Source organism: Bordetella genomosp. 13 (assembly GCF_007679965.1).
In the GTDB taxonomy this organism is placed as follows: domain Bacteria; phylum Pseudomonadota; class Gammaproteobacteria; order Burkholderiales; family Burkholderiaceae_B; genus Bordetella.
The window spans coordinates 251,993-275,806 of the sequence record NZ_VEHL01000006.1; the positions used below are offsets into that span (position 1 = coordinate 251,993).

General features: G+C 64.2%; 16 protein-coding genes and 4 tRNA genes. All 20 read left to right on the forward strand.

The window, feature by feature from the left end; translation table 11 throughout:
- The first annotated feature begins 1,985 nt into the window (after positions 1-1,985).
- The 20 genes from mnmG to FS845_RS16415 all read left to right on the forward strand — a co-directional run bounded on the left by mnmG (position 1,986) and on the right by FS845_RS16415 (position 23,804).
- Complete coding sequence (mnmG, locus tag FS845_RS16320) at positions 1,986-3,905, forward strand: tRNA uridine-5-carboxymethylaminomethyl(34) synthesis enzyme MnmG (protein WP_144637182.1); 1,920 nt, start codon at positions 1,986-1,988, stop codon at positions 3,903-3,905.
- Positions 3,902-4,567, forward strand: a complete 666-nt coding sequence (gene rsmG / locus FS845_RS16325) for a 16S rRNA (guanine(527)-N(7))-methyltransferase RsmG (protein ID WP_144637184.1) — start codon at positions 3,902-3,904, stop codon at positions 4,565-4,567. Before mnmG ends, rsmG begins: the two co-directional genes overlap by 4 nt.
- Before the next feature lie 19 nt (positions 4,568-4,586).
- The gene (locus tag FS845_RS16330) at positions 4,587-5,393 is read left to right on the forward strand and encodes a ParA family protein (protein ID WP_144637185.1); all 807 of its coding nucleotides are present in this window, start codon (positions 4,587-4,589) and stop codon (positions 5,391-5,393) included.
- Between the two features lie 5 nt (positions 5,394-5,398).
- The gene (locus FS845_RS16335; protein ID WP_144637187.1) at positions 5,399-6,226 is read left to right on the forward strand and encodes a GNAT family N-acetyltransferase; all 828 of its coding nucleotides are present in this window, start codon (positions 5,399-5,401) and stop codon (positions 6,224-6,226) included.
- A 40-nt stretch (positions 6,227-6,266) separates the two neighbouring features.
- Positions 6,267-7,181 (forward strand): ParB/RepB/Spo0J family partition protein, encoded by a 915-nt coding sequence (locus FS845_RS16340; RefSeq protein WP_144637189.1) that lies wholly within the window; start codon positions 6,267-6,269, stop codon positions 7,179-7,181.
- The gene (locus FS845_RS16345; RefSeq protein ID WP_144637191.1) at positions 7,174-8,160 is read left to right on the forward strand and encodes an asparaginase; all 987 of its coding nucleotides are present in this window, start codon (positions 7,174-7,176) and stop codon (positions 8,158-8,160) included. The genes FS845_RS16340 and FS845_RS16345 overlap by 8 nt, the downstream gene beginning before the upstream one ends.
- Positions 8,161-8,249: 89 nt before the next feature.
- Positions 8,250-8,336, forward strand: a tRNA-Tyr gene (locus FS845_RS16350).
- Between the two features lie 176 nt (positions 8,337-8,512).
- Positions 8,513-8,586: transfer RNA gene (locus FS845_RS16355), tRNA-Gly, on the forward strand.
- Positions 8,587-8,596: 10 nt separating this feature from the next.
- Positions 8,597-8,671: transfer RNA gene (locus FS845_RS16360), tRNA-Thr, on the forward strand.
- A gap of 61 nt (positions 8,672-8,732) precedes the next feature.
- A complete protein-coding gene (gene tuf, locus FS845_RS16365; protein ID WP_144637193.1) occupies positions 8,733-9,923 on the forward strand; it encodes an elongation factor Tu in 1,191 nt (396 codons plus the stop codon).
- A 225-nt stretch (positions 9,924-10,148) separates the two neighbouring features.
- A tRNA-Trp gene (locus tag FS845_RS16370) sits at positions 10,149-10,224 on the forward strand.
- A gap of 71 nt (positions 10,225-10,295) precedes the next feature.
- The gene (gene secE, locus FS845_RS16375; protein ID WP_144637195.1) at positions 10,296-10,679 is read left to right on the forward strand and encodes a preprotein translocase subunit SecE; all 384 of its coding nucleotides are present in this window, start codon (positions 10,296-10,298) and stop codon (positions 10,677-10,679) included.
- Positions 10,680-10,692: 13 nt separating this feature from the next.
- Positions 10,693-11,226 carry a transcription termination/antitermination protein NusG gene (gene nusG / locus FS845_RS16380; RefSeq protein ID WP_144637197.1) on the forward strand — a complete coding sequence of 178 codons (534 nt, stop codon included), beginning with the start codon at positions 10,693-10,695 and terminating at the stop codon, positions 11,224-11,226.
- 71 nt (positions 11,227-11,297) lie between these two features.
- Positions 11,298-11,729: a 50S ribosomal protein L11 gene (gene rplK / locus FS845_RS16385; protein WP_066409498.1), complete on the forward strand. Its 432-nt coding sequence runs from the start codon at positions 11,298-11,300 to the stop codon at positions 11,727-11,729.
- Between the two features lie 2 nt (positions 11,730-11,731).
- Positions 11,732-12,439: a 50S ribosomal protein L1 gene (gene rplA / locus FS845_RS16390; protein WP_144637199.1), complete on the forward strand. Its 708-nt coding sequence runs from the start codon at positions 11,732-11,734 to the stop codon at positions 12,437-12,439.
- Positions 12,440-12,699: 260 nt separating this feature from the next.
- Complete coding sequence (rplJ, locus tag FS845_RS16395) at positions 12,700-13,224, forward strand: 50S ribosomal protein L10 (RefSeq protein WP_144637201.1); 525 nt, start codon at positions 12,700-12,702, stop codon at positions 13,222-13,224.
- A gap of 78 nt (positions 13,225-13,302) precedes the next feature.
- Positions 13,303-13,683 (forward strand): 50S ribosomal protein L7/L12, encoded by a 381-nt coding sequence (gene rplL, locus FS845_RS16400; RefSeq protein ID WP_144637203.1) that lies wholly within the window; start codon positions 13,303-13,305, stop codon positions 13,681-13,683.
- A 161-nt stretch (positions 13,684-13,844) separates the two neighbouring features.
- The gene (gene rpoB / locus FS845_RS16405; RefSeq protein WP_144637205.1) at positions 13,845-17,957 is read left to right on the forward strand and encodes a DNA-directed RNA polymerase subunit beta; all 4,113 of its coding nucleotides are present in this window, start codon (positions 13,845-13,847) and stop codon (positions 17,955-17,957) included.
- Positions 17,957-22,198: a DNA-directed RNA polymerase subunit beta' gene (gene rpoC, locus FS845_RS16410; protein WP_144637207.1), complete on the forward strand. Its 4,242-nt coding sequence runs from the start codon at positions 17,957-17,959 to the stop codon at positions 22,196-22,198. The genes rpoB and rpoC overlap by 1 nt, the downstream gene beginning before the upstream one ends.
- A gap of 352 nt (positions 22,199-22,550) precedes the next feature.
- Entirely contained in the window at positions 22,551-23,804 is a 1,254-nt protein-coding gene (locus FS845_RS16415; RefSeq protein ID WP_144637209.1) for a hypothetical protein, read from the forward strand.
- Positions 23,805-23,814: the final 10 nt, after the last annotated feature.

Genomic DNA, 23,814 nt, shown 5'->3' on the forward strand with positions numbered 1-23,814 from the left:
AACGTTGCCTGGTTCTTGATGCCGTCTGGGTCGGTCCCAGCCTGTCTCTCCAGCTGCTTGCGGTGGCCTACAAGCCCATTGTGTGGCGCCTGAACTTGGCCCTCCCAGGCCGATCTGCGCCGAGTTTGGCTCCCCTTTTCATGCTGTCCCGCCGCGGATTGGGTTTGGTCCGGCTCTCGACCTGGGTACTGTCCAATAACATCCGGCTGGTTCCTCAAGTTTTTGACAGCGGTAGCGCTTGCTATCACCGGGCTCCAACGGGGATTAGTTCTGAACAGGTCGTTGCCCTGCGGGCAGGCATACATGCCCAAGCCGGAGTTAGGCACGGATCAGGCCCAGACCGAGCTCAGGCCAAGTGCAACTAGCCCAGAGACAGGTCCAAGCCAGGCCCGAAAGATAGAGCTAAGCCAATACCGACCACGGCCTCAGCGCCTTACCCTGGCCCAGGCCATACCCAACCATGACCTCGATACCGGGCCAAATCCGCGCCCGTTACATCCCAGCCTCAGTCCCAGGCCTCGGCACATGACCAATTCAGACTCAGATCAGGCCGACGTCCGACCCAAGGTTTCCGGTCCGGGCTCGCTTGGCCAAGCCTGCCGTAGGCTAGGCCCGCATCCGAATCCTAATCAATCTGCTGGTCAGGGCTGGGCCAAGTTTGGGTTCGCACTTCGTGTCTGTACGCCCGCAAGGCTCAGGATGGCGAAGCTTTTCAGCTACTTCTCGACAGGCATCAGCTCAGCCTGGATTCTCCGTAGCCAAAAATGCCTGGGATTCACCTGCCGAGAATTAGGGGCCCACAGCTGGGTTGAAGACAGGGTAGCCATGAATCCGCATCGGGAGCTGACATCGCGGTTTAGTGAATTCGCTGGCTCATCAAGGCCGAATTGTCCCTCAGTTGAGAGCTACGCTGGGGCGCATTTGCCTATCAAGGCATGCGGTACACGAAGACAAGAGCTTTCGGTTCGCCCTTGCTCGCCACCTCTACCTTGCGCCCCGGCACCTTGTTGCCCGGGATCGGGACGGCCGGTTGTGTGCATCCGCGTTAAGGGCAGGGTGGCTCTTTCTACCCCTTGCTTACTGCGGGGTGATGCGCATTGTGGTTGGAGATCGAAGCTGAGCCGGGTCCTTTTTCCATGGCAGCCTCTGGGGCACAAGGTGCGTGAATCTTGTGAACCGTAGCCGCTTATAGGTTAGAGCTTGCATAGCCGCCGGACAGTGACGACGGCCTGGCGGACATCTGTTGGACCTATCTGGTACTGCACCTGCCGCTGTCGTAGCCTGATCGCATCGCTCTTCTAAACGGTGGAATCGCACTTACCGTCGTGAAACGTCCGATGTTTCACGTGAAACATCGTAAGCTCGAATCGCTGTGGCGTTGCTGCTCTGCCTCTTCCGAACCTCCGCCGGGCCTCAACCTGACCCTAACCCCCACGGAGTTCGCCCCCTTTCCACGTGCTGCAGACTGTCGTGCGCCATCGCTAGCCCGCGAAGTCACTCGCGGTAAGCGTTGATTGGACCGCCCCTCCAGTCGCGGGCCGGCAGGCTGGCCGAAAACCGAAACGGGCCCGATGAGAATTTGCGTCGAGCGCATGAGTTGAAGGCCAGCAGGTGGGCGGGTGAGGGCACGGCGACAGCGGACCCATACGTCGGCACGCCGATGACGGAATCGCTAAGCACGACTGCTGTAGTCACTTTTGGATGATGGCCGTGGATGGACGTCGCACAGGTCATGAGACTGTGTCCGTCCGCCCATGTGGATCTGCGCATGGCTCTTATCTACAGTAGTTGCAACCGGCTGACCAGCTTTATCTGTCCCTATAATTCCAACCCGATCTCACGGGCCCGTAATGTTTCACGTGAAACACCGCATTCCAAGCCACCGTGTCAAAGTCCCCACGCTGTGCTACAGACATCCATGTTCCACGTGAAACATCAACTCGCTGCGCCTATAATGAGCACTGAGCTCTTTATCTCTGCCCATCATGGATTTCCCCCGCGAATTTGATGTGATCGTCGTTGGTGGCGGTCACGCTGGTACGGAAGCCGCCCTGGCCTCTGCCCGTACTGGCGCAACCACCTTGCTTCTTACCCACAATATCGAAACGCTAGGACAGATGTCCTGCAATCCTTCGATTGGTGGGATAGGGAAGGGTCACCTTGTGAAAGAGGTGGATGCGCTTGGGGGCGCCATGGCCATTGCCACGGACGAGGCCGGCATCCAGTTCCGCATCCTCAACGGTTCAAAGGGCCCAGCCGTTCGCGCGACCCGCGCCCAGGCCGACCGTGTGCTGTACCGCAAGTCCATCCGTACCCGGCTCGAAAACCAACCCAACTTGTGGCTGTTCCAGCAGGCAGTGGATGACCTGATGGTGGAAGGCGACAAGGTGGTCGGCGCCGTGACGCAGATCGGCTTGAAGTTCCGGGCCCGTTCGGTAGTCCTGACGGCAGGGACGTTCCTTAATGGCCTCATCCATGTCGGTTTGCAGAATTACTCCGGTGGCCGCGCTGGCGATCCTCCGGCAATCTCATTGGGCGCACGACTGAAGGAATTGCAGTTGCCCCAAGGGCGATTGAAGACCGGTACTCCGCCGCGCATCGATGGCCGCACCATCAACTACAGCGTCCTGGAAGAGCAACCCGGCGACCTGAATCCGATCCCGGTATTCTCGTATCTGGGCAACGCTGCGATGCACCCGCGTCAGGTGCCGTGTTGGATCACGCATACCAACGAACGCACCCATGACATCATCCGGGGCGGGCTGGACAGGTCGCCGATGTACAGCGGCGTGATCGAAGGGGTGGGGCCGCGGTATTGTCCCTCCATCGAGGACAAGATCCATCGGTTCGCGGACAAGTCTTCGCATCAGGTGTTCCTGGAGCCGGAAGGCCTGGACACGCACGAGGTCTATCCCAACGGCGTGTCTACCAGCTTGCCGTTCGACGTACAGCTCGATCTGATTCGTTCGTTGCCTGGCCTGGATCAGGCCCACATTCTTCGTCCTGGCTATGCCATCGAATACGACTACTTCGACCCGCGCGGCCTGAAGTCGACCTTGGAGACCAAGGCCATCTCCAACCTGTTTTTTGCCGGCCAGATCAACGGCACTACGGGTTACGAAGAGGCGGCCGCCCAAGGCCTGCTGGCAGGCGTGAACGCGGCATTGCTCGCGCAGGGCAAGGATCAATGGACCCCGCGTCGCGACGAAGCGTATCTTGGCGTGCTCGTTGATGACCTGGTAACGCGTGGCGTCACCGAGCCGTACCGCATGTTTACGTCGCGTGCCGAGTATCGGCTCAGTCTTCGTGAAGACAACGCCGACCTGCGTTTGACGGAAACCGGCCGCAAACTGGGCTTGGTCGATGACGTGCGTTGGGACGCTTTCAGCCGCAAGCGCGATGCCATCGAGAATGAATTGCAGCGCCTGAAATCGACCTGGGTCAATCCGCGGTTGTTGCCCGCTGAACAAGCGGAAGCGCTGCTAGGCAAAGCAATTGAACGTGAATACTCACTAACTGATCTTCTCCGGCGTCCCAACGTAAGCTACGCAAGCTTGATGCAGGCTCGCGGGGAAGACGGCGAGTTGCTGGCCGGGCCGGGTCTGGCCGCGGACGAGGTTCTGGCCGAGCAGGTCGAGATCCAGACCAAGTACGCCGGCTACATCGCGCGACAGCAGGATGAAGTCCAGAAGCACGCCGCGCATGAGCAGCAGCCATTGCCCGGCGACCTGGATTACGACGCCGTCACCAGCCTGTCGTTCGAGGTGCGCCAGAAGCTCAAGACGCATCGTCCCGAGACCATCGGCCAGGCGGCCCGCATCTCGGGCGTCACGCCCGCCGCGATTTCGCTGCTGTTGATCCATCTGAAGCGCCTGCAATACAGCGCGCGCAAGCAGGCGGCATGAGTCCGGCAGACACCATCTCCGCCGACGCCTCGAGTCGGCTGACGGCGGCTTGCCAGCAACTGGGGCTGGACCCACAGCCCCGGCAACGGGATACGTTGCTGCGTTACGTCGCGCAGCTGCAGCGCTGGAACCGCACCTACAACCTGACCGCCATCCGCGATGGCGAGCAGATGCTGGTGCATCACGTGTTCGACAGCCTGGCCGTGGTGCCGCCGCTTGCAAGCATCCTGGGCGAGCAGGCCACCATCATGGACGTCGGCTCTGGCGGCGGATTGCCGGGTGCAGTGTTGGCCGCGCTTCAGCCGGGCTGGCAGGTTACCTGCGTGGATGCCGTGGACAAGAAGATGGCGTTCGTGCGGCAGATGAGCGGCGCCCTCGGCTTGCCCAATCTGCAGGCCCGGCATGCCCGCATCGAATCGCTCGATCCCGCCGGCTGCGACATGGTCGTGTCGCGGGCCTTTGCGTCGCTCGAGGATTTCGCGGCCTGGTCCGGCCGCCACGTAAAAGAGGGCGGCGATCTCGTCGCCATGAAAGGCAAGATCCCCGACGCCGAAATCGACGCCTTGCATCAGCATGGCGTGTGGCACGTGCAGCGAATCGAACCGCTGGTCGTGCCCGAGCTGGATGCCCAGCGCTGCCTGATCTGGATGCGCCGCCGCTAAGGATTCACGAAGGAACCCCATGACCACCATTCCGCCCAGCAAGTCCGCCCGCATCTTCTGCATCGCCAATCAGAAGGGCGGGGTCGGCAAGACCACCACCGCCATCAATCTCGCGGCGGGCCTGGCCACGCAAGGGCAACGGGTGCTGCTGGTCGATCTCGACCCGCAAGGCAATGCCACCATGGGCAGCGGCATCGACAAGGGCACGCTGCGCGCGACCCTCTATCAAGTGCTGATCGGCGATTCGTCCATCGAGGATGCGCGCGTGCGCTCCGAGCCCGGCGGCTACGACGTGCTGCCCGCCAACCGCGAGCTGGCCGGCGCCGAGATCGACCTGGTCGAGATGGAGTCGCGCGAACGCCAGCTCAAGGCGGCGATCCTCACCGTGGCCGGGCAATACGATTTCGTGCTGATCGATTGTCCGCCCACCTTGTCCCTGCTCACGCTGAACGGCCTGGCGGCGGCCCACGGCGTCATCATCCCCATGCAGTGCGAATACTTTGCGCTGGAAGGCCTGTCCGACCTGGTCAACACCATCAAGCGCGTCCACCGCAACATCAACAGCGACCTGCGCGTCATCGGGCTGCTGCGCGTGATGTTCGACCCGCGCATGACGCTGCAGCAGCAGGTGTCCGCGCAGCTCGAATCGCATTTCGGCGACAAGGTGTTCAAGACCGTGGTGCCACGCAACGTGCGCCTGGCCGAGGCGCCCAGCTACGGCATGCCGGGTGTGGTGTACGACCGCGCGTCGCGTGGCGCGCAGGCCTACATCTCGTTCGGCGCCGAGATGATCGAGCGCGTGAAGACCATGGACGCTTCGATCTGACCATCATGCCCAGCGACGCCCTGGCCACGCCCGCCCAAGACTCACCATCTGCCGCGCCCATGAGGGACGCGGTGCCGGGGCAGTCGCTGCGCATCGAGGAGGCCGCGCTGAACGCCACCGCCGTGCGCCAGCAGATGCTGTACGACGGCTGGCTGGTGCGCTGGGCGCCATCGCGGGCCAAGCGCATGCGCTGCATCAGCGTGCTGGGCCCATCCACTGGCGAGCTCGACGAGCGTCTGGCGTACTGCGCCGGCTGGTATGCGCGCCATGGCCTCCCCATGCTGTTTCGCCTGACGTCGTTGTGCCCCGATCCCTCGCTGGACGCGGCATTGCAGGCGCGCGGCTTCGTCGCGTACGACGCCACGCGGGTGATGGCGGGACCGGTTCCGGCCGGCCTCTTGCCTTTGTCCACGGCATTGCGCGTGGAACACGTCGACGCGCAGGCGTTCTGCACAGCCGTCGGCGCCATGCGCGGCGCCAGCGCTGTGGACGTCTCCGAACACGCGGCGCGCGTCGCGGCACTGGCTGTGGATACCTTGCCGGTGCTGGCCTACGATGCCGACGGAACGTGCATCGCCGGCGCGCTTGCCGTGTTCGACGGCGGCCTGATGGGCATCTTCGACGTCATCACGTCGGTCCAGCGACGAGGGCAGGGCGTGGCCACGCGACTGATGCATTACCTGATGGCCTGCGCGGCGCGCCGGGGCGTGCGCCAGGCCTATCTGCAGGTCGAGTCGCAGAACGTGGCGGCGCGCGCGTTGTATGCGCGGTTGGGCATGTCCGACCGCTACGAATACTGGTATCGATCGTTGCCTGATGGCGCGGCCGCCTGAGCCCGCCGGGGACCCGTTGAAATAAAAGGAACTGCACTTTATGGCGACCAAAAAACCCAAGGGACTCGGCCGTGGCCTGGATGCATTGCTCGGCGCGGATTCGCCGGCCATCGACAACATAGGCAAGGCGCCCGCGCAGCCCGAAGGCCCGCCCACCGTGCTGCCCGTCACGCGCATGCGCGCGGGCAAGTACCAGCCGCGTACGCGTATGGACGAGGGCGCGCTGGCCGAGCTGGCCGAATCGATCCGCACCCAGGGCATCATGCAGCCCATCCTGGTGCGCGCGTTGCAGAACGAAGGCGAAGGCGAGTACGAGATCATCGCGGGCGAACGGCGCTTCCGCGCGGCGCAACTGGCCGGCCTGAAGGAGGTGCCCGTGCTGGTGCGCGAGGTGCCCGACGAGAACGCGGCCGTGATGGCGCTGATCGAGAACATCCAGCGCGAAGACCTTAACCCGCTGGAAGAAGCGCACGGCGTGCGCCGACTGCTGGACGAGTTCGGCCTGACGCACGAACAGGCCGCGCAGGCCATCGGCCGCTCGCGCTCGGCCACCAGCAACCTGCTGCGCCTGTTGAACCTGGCTTCGCCGGTGCAAACGATGCTGCTGGCCGGCGACGTGGACATGGGGCACGCCCGCGCGCTGCTGGCCGTGGACGCCGCCACGCAGATCCAGCTGGCCAACCAGATCGTGGCCAAGCGGCTGTCGGTGCGCGAGGCCGAGAAGCTGGTGGCCCGCACGCAGAAGGACGCCGAAGCCGCGCCGCGCAAGAAGAGCGCCGGCGCTTCGCGCGATGTGGCGCGCCTGGAAGAGGCGCTGTCCGACCACCTGGGCACGCGCGTCTCGCTGAAGGTCGGCGCGCGCGAGAAGGGCCAGATCGTGATCGACTTCCATGGCTGGGAGCACCTGAATTCGCTGCTCGAGCGCCAGGGCCTGTCCGGAGTGATCGATGCCTGACGCCGCATTGCCGGTCATCGCGCTGCTGGCCACTGGCGGCACCATCGCCGGCGCGCAGACCGGGCAGCCGTCCGGGGCGTATCGCGCGGGCTCGCTGCCCGTCGAGCAACTGCTTGCCGCGGTGCCGGGCCTGGATCGTCTGGCAAACCTGCGGGCCGAGCAGGTGGCCAGCGTGGGCAGTCAGAACATCGGTCTGGACACCTGGACCGTCCTGGGCACGCGCGTCGCCGCGCTGTGCGCCGACGATGCCGTGGATGGCATCGTCATCACGCACGGCACCGACACGCTGGAAGAGACGGCGTACCTGTTGAGCCTGGTGCTGCCCTGGTCCAAGCCGGTCGTGCTGGTGGGCGCCATGCGGCCCGCCACCGCATTGGGCGCGGACGGGCCCGCGAATTTGTACAACGCCGTCGCCCTGGCGGCGCATCCGCAGGCCGCCGGGCGCGGGCCGCTGGTGCTGATGAACGACGAGATCCACGAGGCCGAGTGGGTGCAGAAGATGTGCGCCAACGGGGTGGACGCCTTCGCATCGCCTGCCTGCGGCCGCGCGGGAGCCATGCATGCCGGACAGCCGCATTTCGTGCGGCCGGCGGCCCAGGCGCCCGCGTCCGCGCGCTACGCATTGCCGCAAGGCGAATGGCCGCGCGTGGACATCCTCTACGCCTATGCGGGCGTGGACGGCGCGTTGATCGATTTGGCGGCATCGCGCGCGCGTGGCCTCGTGCTGGCGGGGGTGGGCGACGGCAATGCGTCGGACGCGGCCCTGCAGGCGTTGCAGCGGGCGGCGCAACAGGGGGTTGCCGTGGTGCGCGCGACCCGCACCGGCTCAGGCAGGGTTGGCCGCAACGTCGAGGTGGACGACGATGCCGGCGGTTTCATCGCCGCGGGCGCGCTGAATCCGCAGAAGGCGCGCGTGCTCCTGATGCTGGCGCTGGCGGCGGGCATGGAACCGGCCGCGCTGCAGGCGATTTTCAGCTAAGACAGAAATTTTTTGCTTCAAGAGGCGGAAAACCCCTGACTTGGTTTGACACGCCTTTTTGAAGTGTGCATAATCTCAAGTTCTCCGCTGGAGGGGTGCCCGAGTGGTTAAAGGGGGCAGACTGTAAATCTGTTGGCCTTGCGCCTACGTTGGTTCGAATCCAACCTCCTCCACCAGAGTCTCTTGTAGTTGGCTGCGGTGTCCGTTTGAAGGCAGGTTAGGTTGGCCGCCTCGAACAGATTCCAAGGTAAACAGGCCCAGGTGCAGTCTGCCTGGTTTTTGTTTGCCGTTGTGTTTATCACCGCGGACGGCGACAGGACATTGGTTAAAAGCAGGGTGAACGGGTAACGCCGCGGGTGTAGCTCAATGGTAGAGCAGAAGCCTTCCAAGCTTACGACGAGGGTTCGATTCCCTTCACCCGCTCCAGGTTTTACATGCCCATGTGGCTCAGTGGTAGAGCACTCCCTTGGTAAGGGAGAGGTCACGCGTTCGATCCGCGTCATGGGCACCACAAATTCTCGCTAGTCCTTCTCTTCAAGTCAGAAGCTTCAATCCCAGGTCAGGAGTCAGCCATGGCAAAAGGCAAGTTTGAACGTACCAAGCCGCACGTGAACGTGGGTACGATTGGTCACGTTGACCACGGCAAAACGACGCTGACGGCAGCGATCACGACGGTTCTGTCGACGAAGTTCGGCGGCGAAGCCAAGGGCTACGACCAGATCGACGCGGCGCCGGAAGAAAAGGCGCGCGGCATCACGATCAACACGGCGCACGTCGAGTACGAAACGGAAACGCGCCACTACGCGCACGTTGACTGCCCGGGCCACGCCGACTACGTGAAGAACATGATCACGGGCGCGGCGCAGATGGACGGCGCGATCCTGGTGGTGTCGGCCGCTGACGGCCCGATGCCGCAGACGCGTGAACACATCCTGCTGAGCCGCCAGGTGGGCGTGCCTTACATCATCGTCTTCCTGAACAAGGCCGACATGGTGGACGACGCCGAGCTGCTCGAGCTGGTGGAAATGGAAGTGCGCGAACTGCTGTCGAAGTACGACTTCCCGGGCGACGACACGCCGATCGTCAAGGGTTCGGCCAAGCTGGCGCTCGAAGGCGACAAGGGCGAGCTGGGCGAGCAGGCGATCATGTCGCTGGCGCAAGCGCTGGACACGTACATTCCGACGCCCGAGCGCGCGGTTGACGGCGCGTTCCTGATGCCCGTCGAAGACGTGTTCTCGATCTCGGGTCGCGGCACGGTGGTGACCGGCCGTATCGAGCGCGGCGTGGTCAAGGTCGGCGAAGAAATCGAAATCGTCGGTATCAAGCCGACGGTCAAGACGACCTGCACGGGCGTGGAAATGTTCCGCAAGCTGCTGGACCAGGGCCAGGCTGGCGACAACGTCGGCATCCTGCTGCGCGGCACCAAGCGCGAAGACGTCGAGCGCGGCCAGGTGCTGTCCAAGCCGGGTTCGATCACCCCGCACACGGACTTCACCGCCGAGGTGTACATCCTGTCCAAGGAAGAAGGCGGCCGCCACACGCCGTTCTTCAACGGCTATCGTCCCCAGTTCTACTTCCGCACGACGGACGTGACGGGCACGATCGACCTGCCGGCCGACAAGGAAATGGTTCTGCCGGGCGACAACGTGACGATGACCGTCAAGCTGCTGGCCCCCATCGCCATGGAAGAAGGTCTGCGCTTCGCCATCCGTGAAGGCGGTCGTACCGTCGGCGCCGGCGTCGTCGCCAAGATCCTCAAGTAAGACCGGCTGACGACGAATCCGTCGTTGCCCACATGGATAGGGTGGCCTTTCGGTCCCTCTATCCATGTTTGCTGTAAAAGTAGTATCATGTATGGTTCCGTGACCTGTCAGGCAGCGGCAAGTGCCAAAAACGGCAACTGCTCCAGCCGCGCAGCGCGGTCGGTAGATCGATGGTCCGCAATCGAGGCCGATTGCAGTAAATCAGGAACCATGCAAGCAAGTTCTAGGGGTATAGCTCAATTGGCAGAGCGTCGGTCTCCAAAACCGAAGGTTGTAGGTTCGATTCCTACTGCCCCTGCCACCGATCGGCACCCTCCAGCCAACACGCCGGAGTATGGCGCGAACGCCTGAGAATCGGGTTCGCGTAGCAAAATGTCTACCAATACCAACGTAGAAACCGTAACCAGCACTGCCGACCGGGTCAAACTCGGCTTGGCCGTCCTCGTCATCATTGCCGGCATCGTCGGGTTCTCCGTGCTCAGCGCGCAGCCCCTGGCCGCGCGCGTTGGCGTGTTCATTGGCAGCCTGGTCATCGCCGCAGTCATCGCCTGGTTCAGCGAGCCTGGCCGCCGCACCATCAGCTTCGGCCAAGAGTCGTACAACGAAGTGAAGCGGGTGTCCTGGCCGACGCGCAAGGAAACCATGCAGATGACGGGCATCGTGTTCGCCTTCGTCGCCGTCATGGGACTCTTCATGTGGCTGCTGGACAAGGGCATCGAATGGATCCTGTACGGTCTCTTGCTGGGTTGGAAATAACAAGGACGACGCGATGAGCAAACGTTGGTATGTCGTCCATGTCTATTCCGGCATGGAAAAAAGCGTTCAGAAGGCCTTGAACGAACGCATCGAGCGCGCTGCCCTGCAGACCTCGTTCGGCCGCATCCTGGTGCCTTCGGAAGAAGTCGTCGAGATGAAGGGTGGCCAGAAGTCCATCAGCGAGCGTCGTATTTTCCCGGGCTACGTCCTGGTCGAGATGGACCTCACCGACGAGACCTGGCACCTGGTCAAGAACACCAACCGCGTCACCGGCTTCCTGGGTGGCTCGGGCAACCGTCCCACGCCGATTTCCGAACGCGAAGTCGAGAAGATCCTCTCCCAGATGGAAGAGGGCGTCGAGAAACCCCGCCCCAAGGTGCTGTTCGAAGTGGGCGAGATGGTTCGCGTGAAGGAAGGTCCTTTCGCAGACTTCAACGGCAACGTCGAGGAAGTCAACTACGAAAAGAGCAAGGTGCGTGTGTCCGTGACCATCTTCGGTCGCGCCACCCCTGTCGAGCTCGACTTCAGCCAGGTCGAAAAGACCTGACCTGGCTTTTTCATTAACCCCGGGGAGCCTGGCGCGCACCGCCCGGCGTTCGTACCCGTAAGGAGCAAAGCATGGCGAAGAAGATCGTCGGCTTTATCAAGCTGCAAGTCCCGGCTGGTAAGGCAAACCCGTCCCCCCCGATTGGCCCGGCTCTGGGTCAGCGCGGCCTGAACATCATGGAATTCTGCAAGGCGTTCAACGCCAAGACGCAGGGCCTGGAGCCCGGTCTGCCGATTCCGGTGGTGATCACCGCTTTCGCCGACAAGAGCTTCACCTTCATCATGAAGACCCCGCCCGCGACGGTCCTCATCAAGAAGGCCGCCGGCGTGCAGAAGGGTTCGCCCAAGCCGCATACCGACAAGGTCGGCACGCTGACGCGCGCCCAGGCTGAAGAAATCGCCAAGACCAAGCAACCCGATCTGACCGCGGCCGACCTGGACGCCGCCGTCCGCACGATCGCTGGCAGCGCCCGCAGCATGGGCATCACCGTCGAGGGCATCTGATCATGGCAAAACTGTCCAAGCGCGCCGCCGCAATCGCTCAGAAGATCGATCGCGTCAAGCTGTATCCCGTCTCCGAAGCCCTGACCCTGGTCAAGGAAACCGCCACCGCCAAGTTCGATGAGTCCATCGACGTGGCCGTGCAGCTGGGCATCGACCCCAAGAAGTCCGACCAACTGGTCCGTGGCTCCGTGGTGCTGCCCGCCGGTACCGGTAAATCCGTCCGCGTGGCCGTGTTCGCCCAGGGCGACAAGGCCGAGCAGGCTCGTGCCGCCGGCGCCGACATCGTCGGCCTGGAAGACCTGGCTGAACGCATCAAGGGCGGCCAGATCGACTTCGACGTGGTCGTGGCCTCGCCCGACACCATGCGCGTGGTCGGTACCCTGGGCCAGGTGCTGGGTCCCCGTGGCCTGATGCCGAACCCCAAGGTCGGCACCGTGACGCCCGACGTCGCCACCGCGGTGAAGAACGCCAAGGCGGGTCAGGTGCAATACCGTACCGACAAGGCCGGCATCATTCACGCCACCATCGGCCGCGCCTCGTTCGGCGTGGAACAGCTGCAGACCAACCTGGCCGCTCTGGTCGACGCCCTGCAAAAGGCGCGTCCCGCTGCTGCCAAGGGTATCTACCTGCGCAAGCTGGCCGTCTCGTCCACGATGGGCGGCGGTGCGCGTGTGGAAATCGCTTCGCTGACCGCTGCGACGGCTGCCTAAGCCTCGCATCGACAGCACGTACTGTACTTTGGGCCGTGTCCGGGGGGGAACCTCCGGATGCAGCTGTCAAAGACCGCTGGAGCACCTCGCCCGGGCAGCATCAGGGCAAGGCGCTTAATCCCGAAGCTCGTCATGTTCGGATCCAGCGTAGACGGCGTCCCCAGGAAGAATTCTTTACCCGAAGAACTCGACCAGGCGCCGCATTCGGTTGACGTGCAAGGCTCTTCGCCCCAAGCGTCTTTTGATGGAGTGTTCAAACCGTGAGTCTCAATCGCCAAGAGAAAGCGGTCGTGATCGAGGAAGTGGCAGCGCAAGTCGCCACCGCCCAATCGATCATCATCGCTGAGTACCGTGGTCTGGACGTCGCCTCTGTCACCGTACTGCGCAAAACTGCGCGTGAATCGGGCGTTTACCTGCGTGTTCTGAAGAACTCGCTGGCCCGTCGTGCTGTTGCCGGCACGGCTTTCGAGCCGCTGTCCGAGCAACTTACCGGTCCGCTGATCTATGGCATCAGCGCTGACCCGGTCGCGGCAGCCAAGGTGATCGCTGGCTTCGCAAAGAGCAACGACAAGCTGGTCATCAAGGGCGGTTCGCTGCCCAACAGCCTGTTGAACGCTGAAGGTGTGAAGGCCCTGGCCACCATGCCGTCGCGTGAAGAGCTGCTCTCGAAGCTGCTGGGCACCATGCAAGCCCCGATCGCGCAATTCGTGCGTACGCTCAACGAAGTTCCGACCAAGTTCGCCCGCGGCCTCGCTGCCGTGCGCGACCAGAAGGCCGCCGCTTAAGGCACCTGGTCCGGACCTCGCTGAACGACCAAGCGACAACCAAACCTGGCATTACCCAATTTTGGAGTTCTAAAGAAAATGGCACTTAACAAAGCTGAAATCCTTGACGCCATCGCTGGCATGACCGTGCTCGAACTGTCCGAGCTGATCAAGGAAATGGAAGAGAAGTTCGGCGTGTCGGCTGCTGCCGCCGCCGTGGCCGTGGCCGCTCCCGCCGCTGGCGGCGCTGCCGCTCCTGCTGAAGAGCAGACCGAGTTCAACGTCGTCCTGCTGGAAGCCGGCGCGAACAAGGTCAGCGTCATCAAGGCCGTTCGCGAACTGACGGGCCTGGGCCTGAAGGAAGCGAAGGATCTGGTTGACGGCGCTCCGAAGCCCGTCAAGGAAGCCGTGGCCAAGGCTGACGCCGAAGCCGCCAAGAAGAAGCTGGAAGAAGCTGGCGCCAAGGTCGAAGTCAAGTAAGACCTTGCCGTACGTGCCCGGGGACAGCGAAGTTTGCAGTCCCCGGGCTTTTGCGTTTCCAGGAAGCCCCTGCTGAGGGGATGGATTTCAGAAGGGCTTCCTGGAGTCGTATCACCCCGGGCCGTGGTTGACGGCCCATGCAACCTCGAGTCGGAGTGCTCATGCCTTACTCGTACACCGAAAAAAAGCGCATCCGCAAAAGCTTCGCCAAGCGTGAGGACGTTCAGAACGTACCCTTCCTGCTTGCGACTCAGCTTCAATCCTACCTAACTTTCCTGCAATCGGATACGCCCTCGGCTGAACGGGCCAACGACGGTCTGCAGGCGGCGTTCACGTCGATTTTCCCGATTGTCAGCCACAACGGAATGGCGCGCTTGGAGTTCGTCAGCTATGCGCTGGGCGAGCCGGTGTTCGATGTCAAAGAGTGCCAGCAACGTGGCCTGACCTTCGCGTCGCCGCTGCGCGCCAAGGTCCGCCTGGTGCTGCTGGACCGCGAAGTCAGCAAGCCGACCATCAAGGAAGTGAAGGAACAGGAAGTCTACATGGGCGAAATGCCGCTCATGACGACCACCGGTTCGTTCGTCATCAACGGCACCGAACGCGTCATCGTGTCGCAGCTGCACCGTTCGCCCGGCGTGTTCTTCGAGCACGACCGCGGCAAGACGCACAGCTCGGGCAAGCTGCTGTTCTCGGCCCGCGTGATTCCTTACCGCGGCTCGTGGCTGGACTTCGAATTCGATCCGAAGGACGTGCTGTTCTTCCGCGTCGACCGCCGCCGCAAGATGCCGGTGACGATCCTGCTCAAGGCCATCGGCATGACGCCGGATTCGATCCTGGCCCACTTCTTCGACTTCGACAACTTCGATCTGAAGAGCGAAGGCGCGATGATGGAGTTCGTGCCCGAGCGCTGGAAGGGCGACATGGCCCGCTTCGACATCTCCGACCGTGACGGCAAGGTCATCGTCGAGAAGGACAAGCGCATCAACGCCAAGCACCTGCGCGACATGGCCACCGCCGGCATCCAGTACGTGTCCGTGCCGGAAGACTTCCTGTTCGGTCGCGTGCTGGCCAAGAACGTGGTCGACCCCGACACCGGTGAGATCGTGGCGCACGCCAACGACGAGATCACCGAAAGCGTGCTGGCCACGCTGCGCGCGGCCAACGTGCTGGACATCCAGACGCTGTACACCAACGACCTGGATCGTGGTCCGTACATCTCGCAGACGCTGCGCACCGATGAGACCGTCGACCAGATGGCTGCCCGCGTGGCCATCTACCGCATGATGCGCCCCGGCGAACCGCCCACCGAGGAAGCCGTCGAGGCCCTGTTCCAGCGCCTGTTCTACAGCGAGGAGACGTACGACCTCTCGCGCGTGGGCCGCATGAAGGTCAACAGCCGTCTGGGCCGTGGCGACGACGCCGAAGGCCCGATGACGCTGACCAACGAGGACATCCTCGAGACCATCAAGGTGCTGGTCGAACTGCGTAACGGCCGTGGCCTGATCGACGACATCGATCACCTGGGCAACCGCCGCGTGCGCTGTGTCGGCGAACTGGCCGAGAACCAGTTCCGCGCCGGCCTGGTGCGTGTCGAGCGCGCCGTCAAGGAACGTCTGGGCCAGGCCGAGACGGAAAACCTGATGCCGCACGACCTGATCAACTCCAAGCCGATCTCGGCCGCCATCAAGGAGTTCTTCGGTTCGAGCCAGCTGTCGCAGTTCATGGACCAGACCAACCCGCTGTCGGAAATCACGCACAAGCGCCGTGTTTCCGCACTGGGCCCGGGCGGCTTGACGCGCGAACGCGCCGGCTTCGAGGTGCGCGACGTGCACCCGACGCACTACGGCCGCGTGTGCCCGATCGAAACGCCGGAAGGTCCGAACATCGGCCTGATCAACTCCATGGCGCTGTACGCTCGCCTGAACGAGTACGGCTTCCTGGAAACGCCTTACCGCAAGATCATCGAAGGCAAGGTCAGCGACCAGATCGACTACCTGTCGGCCATCGAGGAAAGCCACTACGTGATCGCGCAGGCCAACGCCGCGCTCGATGACGAAGGCCGTTTCACCGACGACCTGGTGGCTTGCCGCGAAGCAGGCGAAACCATGCTGACCTCGCCGGCCAACGTGCACTACATGGACGTGGCGCCGTCGCAGATCGTGTCGGTCGCGGCCTCGCTGATCCCGTTCCTCGAGCACGATGACGCGAACCGAGCACTGATGGGCGCCAACATGCAGCGCCAGGCCGTGCCCTGCCTGCGTCCCGAGAAGCCGCTGGTCGGCACCGGCGTCGAGCGCACCGTCGCGGTCGACTCGGGTACCACCGTGCAGGCCCTGCGTGGCGGCATCGTCGATCACGTCGACGCCGAGCGCGTGGTGATCCGCGTCAACGACGACGAGAACGTCGCCGGCGAAGTGGGCGTGGACATCTACAACCTCATCAAGTACACCCGTTCCAACCAGAACACGAACATCAACCAGCGTCCCATCGTCGCCCGCGGCGACCTGGTCGCCAAGGGCGACGTGCTGGCCGACGGCGCATCGACCGACCTGGGCGAGCTCGCGCTGGGCCAGAACATGCTGATCGCGTTCATGCCCTGGAACGGCTACAACTTCGAAGACTCGATCCTGATCTCCGAACGCGTCGTGGCCGATGACCGCTATACCTCGATCCACATCGAGGAACTGACGGTCGTCGCGCGCGACACGAAGCTCGGGCCGGAAGAAATCACGCGCGACATCAGCAACCTGGCCGAGACCCAGCTGAACCGCCTGGATGACTCGGGCATCGTCTACATCGGCGCGGAAGTCGGCGCCGACGACGTGCTGGTCGGCAAGGTCACCCCCAAGGGCGAGACCCAGCTGACCCCCGAAGAAAAGCTGCTGCGCGCGATCTTCGGCGAGAAGGCCTCGGACGTGAAGGACACCTCGCTGCGCGTGCCCTCGGGCATGGTCGGCACCGTCATCGACGTGCAGGTGTTCACGCGTGAAGGCATCGTGCGCGACAAGCGCGCCCAGTCCATCATCGACGATGAACTGCGCCGCTATCGCCAGGACCTGAACGACCAGCTGCGCATCGTCGAGAACGACCAGTTCGACCGTATCGAGAAGATGCTGGTCGGCAAGGCCGTCAACGGTGGTCCGCGCAAGCTGGCCAAGGGCGCGGCCGTCACCAAGGAATACCTGGTCGACCTCGACCGCTGGCAGTGGTTCGACATCCGCCTGGCCGACGAGCAGCATGCGGTCATCCTCGAGCAGGCCAAGGAATCGCTGGAGCAGAAGCGCCACCAGTTCGACCTGGCCTTCGAAGAGAAGCGCAAGAAGCTGACGCAGGGCGACGAGCTGCCCCCGGGCGTGCTGAAGATGATCAAGGTCTACCTGGCCGTGAAGCGTCGTCTGCAGCCTGGCGACAAGATGGCCGGCCGCCACGGCAACAAGGGCGTGGTCTCGCGCATCACCCCGGTGGAAGACATGCCGCACATGGCCGACGGCACCCCCGCCGACATCGTGCTGAACCCGCTGGGCGTGCCGTCGCGGATGAACGTGGGCCAGGTGCTGGAAGTGCACCTGGGCTGGGCCGCCAAGGGCGTGGGCCATCGCATCGCCGACATGCTGCGCGACGAGCGCACCGCGCAGGTCAAGAGCATCCGCGGCTACCTGGAGAAGGTCTACAACACGACCGGCTCCGGTGCGCACCTGGAAGAGCTCTCCGACGAGGAAATCCTCGAAATGGCGCAGAACCTGAAGAACGGCGTGCCGCTGGCCACGCCCGTCTTCGACGGCGCCACCGAGGATGAGATCGGCACGATGCTGGAACTGGCGTATCCCGACGACGTGGCCAAGCGCATGCAGCTGACGTCCTCGCGCACGCAGGCGTGGCTGTTCGACGGCCGCACCGGCGAGCAGTTCGAGCGCCCGGTCACCATCGGCTACATGCACTACCTGAAGCTGCACCACCTGGTCGACGACAAGATGCACGCGCGTTCGACCGGCCCGTACTCGCTGGTCACCCAGCAACCGCTGGGCGGCAAGGCGCAGTTCGGCGGCCAGCGTTTCGGGGAAATGGAAGTGTGGGCCCTGGAAGCCTACGGCGCGTCGTATACGCTGCAGGAAATGCTGACGGTGAAGTCCGACGACATCACCGGCCGTACCAAGGTTTACGAAAACATCGTCAAGGGCGACCACGTCATCGATGCCGGCATGCCGGAATCGTTCAACGTGCTGGTCAAGGAAATCCGCTCGCTGGCCCTGGACATGGATTTGGAGCGTAACTGATGAAAGCGCTACTCGACCTCTTCAAGCAAGTCTCTCAAGACGAGCAGTTCGATGCCATCAAGATCGGCATCGCCTCGCCTGAGAAGATCCGTTCGTGGTCTTTCGGCGAAGTCCGCAAGCCCGAGACGATCAACTACCGTACCTTCAAGCCCGAGCGCGATGGCCTGTTCTGCGCCAAGATCTTCGGGCCGATCAAGGACTACGAGTGCCTGTGCGGCAAGTACAAGCGCCTGAAGCACCGTGGCGTGATCTGCGAAAAGTGCGGCGTCGAAGTCACGGTGGCCAAGGTGCGCCGCGAACGCATGGGCCACATCGAGCTGGCCAGCCCCGTCGCGCACATCTGGTTCCTGAAGAGCCTGCCGTCGCGCCTGGGCATGGTCCTGGACATGACGCTGCGCGATATCGAACGCGTGCTGTACTTCGAGGCCTGGTGCGTGATCGAGCCCGGCATGACGCCGCTCAAGCGCGGCCAGATCATGTCCGATGACGACTTCCTGGCCAAGACCGAAGAGTACGGCGACGATTTCCGTGCCCTGATGGGCGCCGAAGCCGTGCGCGAACTGCTGCGCACCATCGACATCGACCGCGAAGTGGAAACGCTGCGCGCCGAACTGAAGGCGACCAGCTCGGAAGCCAAGATCAAGAAGATCTCCAAGCGCCTGAAGGTGCTGGAAGGCTTCCAGAAGTCCGGCATCAAGGCCGAGTGGATGGTCATGGAAGTGCTGCCAGTGCTGCCGCCGGACCTGCGTCCGCTGGTGCCGCTGGACGGCGGCCGCTTCGCGACCTCCGACCTGAACGACCTGTACCGCCGCGTCATCAACCGCAACAACCGTCTGAAGCGCCTGCTGGAGCTGAAGGCCCCTGAAATCATCCTGCGCAACGAAAAGCGCATGCTGCAGGAAGCCGTCGACTCGCTGCTGGACAACGGTCGCCGCGGCAAGGCCATGACGGGCGCCAACAAGCGCCAGCTGAAGTCGCTGGCCGACATGATCAAGGGCAAGAGCGGCCGCTTCCGCCAGAACCTGCTGGGCAAGCGCGTCGACTACTCGGGCCGTTCGGTCATCGTGGTGGGTCCGCAGCTCAAGCTGCACCAGTGCGGCCTGCCCAAGCTGATGGCCCTGGAACTGTTCAAGCCGTTCATCTTCAATCGCCTGGAGATGATGGGCCTGGCCACGACCATCAAGGCCGCCAAGAAGCTGGTGGAAAGCCAGGAACCGGTGGTGTGGGACATCCTCGAAGAGGTGATCCGCGAGCACCCGGTCATGCTGAACCGCGCGCCGACGCTGCACCGCCTGGGCATCCAGGCGTTCGAGCCGGTGCTGATCGAAGGCAAGGCCATCCAGCTGCACCCGCTGGTCTGCGCGGCGTTCAACGCCGACTTCGACGGCGACCAGATGGCCGTTCACGTGCCGCTGTCGCTGGAAGCCCAGCTCGAAGCCCGCACGCTGATGCTGGCCTCGAACAACGTGCTGTTCCCGGCCAACGGCGAACCGTCGATCGTGCCGTCGCAGGACATCGTGCTGGGCCTGTACTACACGACCCGCGAGCGCATCAACGGCAAGGGCGAAGGCATCTTCTTCGCCGACGTGGCCGAAGTGCAGCGCGCCTATGACAACCGCGAAGTCGAACTGCAGACGCGCATCACCGTGCGCCTGACCGAGTACGAACGCGACGACCAGAACGAGTGGCAGCCGGTGCTGCGCCGCCACGAGACCACGGTCGGCCGTGCGCTGCTGTCCGAGATCCTGCCCAAGGGCCTGCCCTTCACGGTGCTGAACAAGGCGCTGAAGAAGAAGGAGATCTCGCGCCTGATCAACCAGTCGTTCCGCCGTTGCGGCCTGCGCGACACCGTGATCTTCGCCGACAAGCTGATGCAGTCGGGCTTCCGCCTGGCCACGCGCGGCGGCATCTCGATCGCGATGGGCGACATGCTGATCCCGTCGGCCAAGGAAGGCATCCTGGCCGAAGCCAGCCGCGAAGTGAAGGAAATCGACAAGCAGTACTCGTCGGGTCTGGTCACGTCGCAAGAGCGCTACAACAACGTGGTCGACATCTGGGGCAAGGCCGGCGACAAGGTCGGCAAGGCGATGATGGAACAACTGGCTACCGAACCCGTGGTGAACCGCCACGGCGAAGAGGTGCGCCAGGAGTCGTTCAACTCGATCTACATGATGGCCGACTCGGGCGCGCGGGGTTCCGCCGCCCAGATCCGCCAGCTGGCCGGCATGCGCGGCCTGATGGCCAAGCCGGACGGCTCGATCATCGAGACGCCCATCACCGCGAACTTCCGCGAAGGCCTGAACGTTCTCCAGTACTTCATCTCGACCCACGGCGCTCGTAAGGGCCTGGCCGACACGGCACTGAAGACCGCGAACTCGGGTTACCTGACCCGCCGTCTGGTCGACGTGACGCAGGACCTGGTCATCATCGAAGACGACTGCGGCACGTCGCAAGGCTACTCGATGAAGGCGCTGGTCGAAGGCGGCGAAGTCATCGAACCGCTGCGCGACCGCATCCTGGGCCGCGTTGCCGCCATCGACATCGTCAATCCGGACACGCAGGAAACCGCCATCGTGGCCGGCACCCTGCTGGACGAAGACCTGGTCGACTCGATCGACCGCCTGGGCATCGACGAAGTCAAGGTGCGCACGCCCCTGACCTGCGAAACGCGCCATGGCCTGTGCTCGCACTGCTACGGTCGCGACCTCGGCCGCGGCGTGCACGTGAACGTCGGCGAAGCGGTCGGCGTCATCGCCGCCCAGTCGATCGGCGAACCGGGCACGCAGCTGACGATGCGTACGTTCCACATCGGCGGCGCCGCGTCGCGTTCGGCCCTGGCCAGCGCGGTGGAAACGAAGTCCAGCGGCAACGTGGGCTTCGCCAGCACGATGCGCTACGTCACCAACGCCAAGGGCGAGCGCGTGGCGATCTCCCGTTCGGGCGAAATCGTGATCAGCGACGACAACGGCCGCGAACGCGAACGCCACAAGATCCCGTACGGCGCGACCGTGCTGGTGGGCGATGGCGAGGCCGTCAAGGCCGGCGCGCGCCTGGCCACGTGGGATCCGCTGACCCGTCCGATCGTGTCGGAATACGCCGGCGCGGTGCGCTTCGAGAACATCGAGGAAGGCGCGACGGTGGCCAAGCAGGTCGACGAGGTCACCGGCCTGTCGACCCTGGTGGTCATCACGCCCAAGACGCGCGGCGGCAAGGTGGCCATGCGTCCGCAGATCAAACTGGTCAACGAGGCGGGCGAGGACGTCAAGATCGCCGGCACCGATCACTCGGTGAACATCTCGTTCCCGGTCGGCGCGCTGATCACCGTGCGCGATGCGCAGCAGGTGTCCGTCGGCGAGATCCTGGCGCGTATCCCGCAGGAATCGCAGAAGACCCGCGACATCACCGGCGGTCTGCCGCGCGTGGCCGAGCTGTTCGAAGCCCGGTCCCCGAAGGACGCCGGCATGCTGGCGGAAGTCACCGGCACGGTCTCGTTCGGCAAGGACACCAAGGGCAAGCAGCGCCTGGTCATCACCGACCTGGAAGGCGTCAGCCACGAGTTCCTGATTCCGAAGGAAAAGCAGGTGCTGGTGCACGACGGCCAGGTGGTGAACAAGGGCGAAATGATCGTGGACGGCCCGGCCGATCCCCACGACATCCTGCGCCTGCAGGGCATCGAGAAGCTGGCGACGTACATCGTCGACGAAGTGCAGGACGTCTATCGTCTGCAGGGCGTGAAGATCAACGACAAGCACATCGAAGTGATCGTGCGTCAGATGCTGCGCCGCGTGCACATCGTCGATCCGGGCGATACGGCGTTCATCCCGGGCGAGCAGGTCGAGCGTTCGGAACTGCTCAACGAGAACGACCGCGTCACGGCCGAGGAAAAGCGTCCCGCGATCTACGAGAACGTGCTGCTGGGCATCACCAAGGCCTCGCTGTCCACGGATTCGTTCATCTCGGCTGCGTCGTTCCAGGAAACCACGCGCGTGCTGACCGAAGCCGCCATCATGGGCAAGCGCGACGACCTGCGTGGCCTGAAGGAAAACGTCATCGTCGGCCGCCTGATCCCGGCCGGTACCGGCCTGGCCTATCACCTTGCCCGCAAGGACAAGGAGACGCTGGAAGCCGCCGAACGCGAGGCCGCCCGCCAGCTGGCCAACCCGTTCGAGGAAGCGCCGGTCACCGTGGGCTCCGAGTCCGACGCGCCGTCTTCCGAAGACGCATCGGGCGACGCCGAATAAGCCTTCGGACGTTATTGCCGCCTCGTCCGGCCCCTGCGGGCCGGACGTCCCGAAAGGGCTGCCGATGCAAGTCGGCAGCCCTTTTTGTTTATGCGCCGGATGCCGGTGCGTTTGCGAATACCGCCACTGGCGTAGCCCTTTTGCACGCTTCGCGGCCGCCGCGGCCGAACTCGTGTCGAATGCTTCCAAGCGTTGATGTTTGCTTACCAGCGCGGCGGCCCGCTTGGTATATTCTTGCCCCTTCGAAGCGCATCCCGACGGCCGGATGTCCGGATGGTTTATCCGTAATGCATGCCCGCGGCGTACCGTCTGAAGCGGCCGGCGCGGCCCCTGTTGCCAGATATTCACGCTCATGTCTGCTACTGCCGGTTATTCGACGCAGCGCAATCCCTTCGCCGGTGCGGCGCCCCTGGCGTATCGTCCGCTCAGCGCCATTGCCGCCACCACGGCCGGCGGCGTGCCGCAGTCCCGCATCAAGCGGGTGCTTGCCGAACTGGTGGCTCCCCTGCAGACCCTGCATGACCAGGGTCTGATCCGCGCCGACATCAGCATGCATTCCGTGGGGCTGGACGAGACCGGCCGCGCGCACCTGATGACGGTCAGCGGCCCGCCGTATACCGCCGAACCTCCCTCGGGCGTGCCCGAGCCCGGCTACGCGCCGCCCGAACTCTATGCCACCGGCCCGCAATGGCCGCGCGGCCCCTGGACCGACGTGTACGCGCTGGCCGCGGTGGCGCATTCGCTGGTGACGGGCATGCGCCCGCCGCCCGCGTCCGAACGCATCAACGACGACGTGTACCGGCCGCTGGCCGATCGCGACCTGCCCAAGTACGACACCGGTTTCCTGCGCGCGCTGGACGTGGCGCTGGCCGTCGATCCGCGCAATCGTCCGCAGACCCTGGAAGAGTTCGCCCAGCTGATGGAAATTCCCGCCGCGCTGGTTGCCAGTTCTGCCGAGCCCCTGCCGCCCATGCCGCCGCCCGCGCCGCCCGCCGTGGTGCATGCCGAGCCGGCCCGCGCCGGCTGGCGCACGCTGCTGCTGGTGTTGCTGGTGCTGGCGGTGGGGGCCGGCGTGGGCGTGTACTGGTGGAACCGCTTCGCCACGCCGCCCAGCAGCCTGATCATCACGCGTTCGGAAGTGGCGCCGCCCGGCAGCCCGCACGCCAATGATCCGTCGCGCGGCGGCCAGCGCGCCGCGGAAACCGCCCCGCCCGCGGTCAACGACGGCGAGCCTCCCGAGCCGCCCGGCCTGGCGACACTGTCGGCGCGGGCGCTGGATGCGCAGACGCGCACGGCGGATGCGCCGGCCGCGCAGCCCGAAGCGGCCCCGCAAGGCGACGAGAAGGACGACGACGCCGAGGTGCAAGAGCCGCCCGCGCCCATCACCTCGCCGGTGCCGTGGGTGCGCGTGCGGGTCAACATCCATCCATGGGGCGAGCTGTGGGTCAACGGCGTACGGCGCGGGGTGAGTCCGCCGTTGAAGGAGATCCGCCTGCCGCCGGGCCAATACAGCGTGGTGGTGCGCAATGCCAACCTGCCGCCCTACCGTGGCACGCTGACCGTGAGGGAAGGGCGTCCGGCCACGCTGTCGCACAGCTTCGACTGAAAAGCCCATG

What these genes read in the sequence shown, in the direction of transcription:
- mnmG (WP_144637182.1), top strand. Translation starts at nt 1,986, where the DNA reads ATGGATTTCCCCCGCGAATTTGATGTGATCGTCGTTGGTGGCGGTCAC.
- rsmG (WP_144637184.1), top strand. Translation starts at nt 3,902, where the DNA reads ATGAGTCCGGCAGACACCATCTCCGCCGACGCCTCGAGTCGGCTGACG.
- FS845_RS16330 (WP_144637185.1), top strand. Translation starts at nt 4,587, where the DNA reads ATGACCACCATTCCGCCCAGCAAGTCCGCCCGCATCTTCTGCATCGCC.
- FS845_RS16335 (WP_144637187.1), top strand. Translation starts at nt 5,399, where the DNA reads ATGCCCAGCGACGCCCTGGCCACGCCCGCCCAAGACTCACCATCTGCC.
- FS845_RS16340 (WP_144637189.1), top strand. Translation starts at nt 6,267, where the DNA reads ATGGCGACCAAAAAACCCAAGGGACTCGGCCGTGGCCTGGATGCATTG.
- FS845_RS16345 (WP_144637191.1), top strand. Translation starts at nt 7,174, where the DNA reads ATGCCTGACGCCGCATTGCCGGTCATCGCGCTGCTGGCCACTGGCGGC.
- tuf (WP_144637193.1), top strand. Translation starts at nt 8,733, where the DNA reads ATGGCAAAAGGCAAGTTTGAACGTACCAAGCCGCACGTGAACGTGGGT.
- secE (WP_144637195.1), top strand. Translation starts at nt 10,296, where the DNA reads ATGTCTACCAATACCAACGTAGAAACCGTAACCAGCACTGCCGACCGG.
- nusG (WP_144637197.1), top strand. Translation starts at nt 10,693, where the DNA reads ATGAGCAAACGTTGGTATGTCGTCCATGTCTATTCCGGCATGGAAAAA.
- rplK (WP_066409498.1), top strand. Translation starts at nt 11,298, where the DNA reads ATGGCGAAGAAGATCGTCGGCTTTATCAAGCTGCAAGTCCCGGCTGGT.
- rplA (WP_144637199.1), top strand. Translation starts at nt 11,732, where the DNA reads ATGGCAAAACTGTCCAAGCGCGCCGCCGCAATCGCTCAGAAGATCGAT.
- rplL (WP_144637203.1), top strand. Translation starts at nt 13,303, where the DNA reads ATGGCACTTAACAAAGCTGAAATCCTTGACGCCATCGCTGGCATGACC.
- rpoB (WP_144637205.1), top strand. Translation starts at nt 13,845, where the DNA reads ATGCCTTACTCGTACACCGAAAAAAAGCGCATCCGCAAAAGCTTCGCC.
- rpoC (WP_144637207.1), top strand. Translation starts at nt 17,957, where the DNA reads ATGAAAGCGCTACTCGACCTCTTCAAGCAAGTCTCTCAAGACGAGCAG.
- FS845_RS16415 (WP_144637209.1), top strand. Translation starts at nt 22,551, where the DNA reads ATGTCTGCTACTGCCGGTTATTCGACGCAGCGCAATCCCTTCGCCGGT.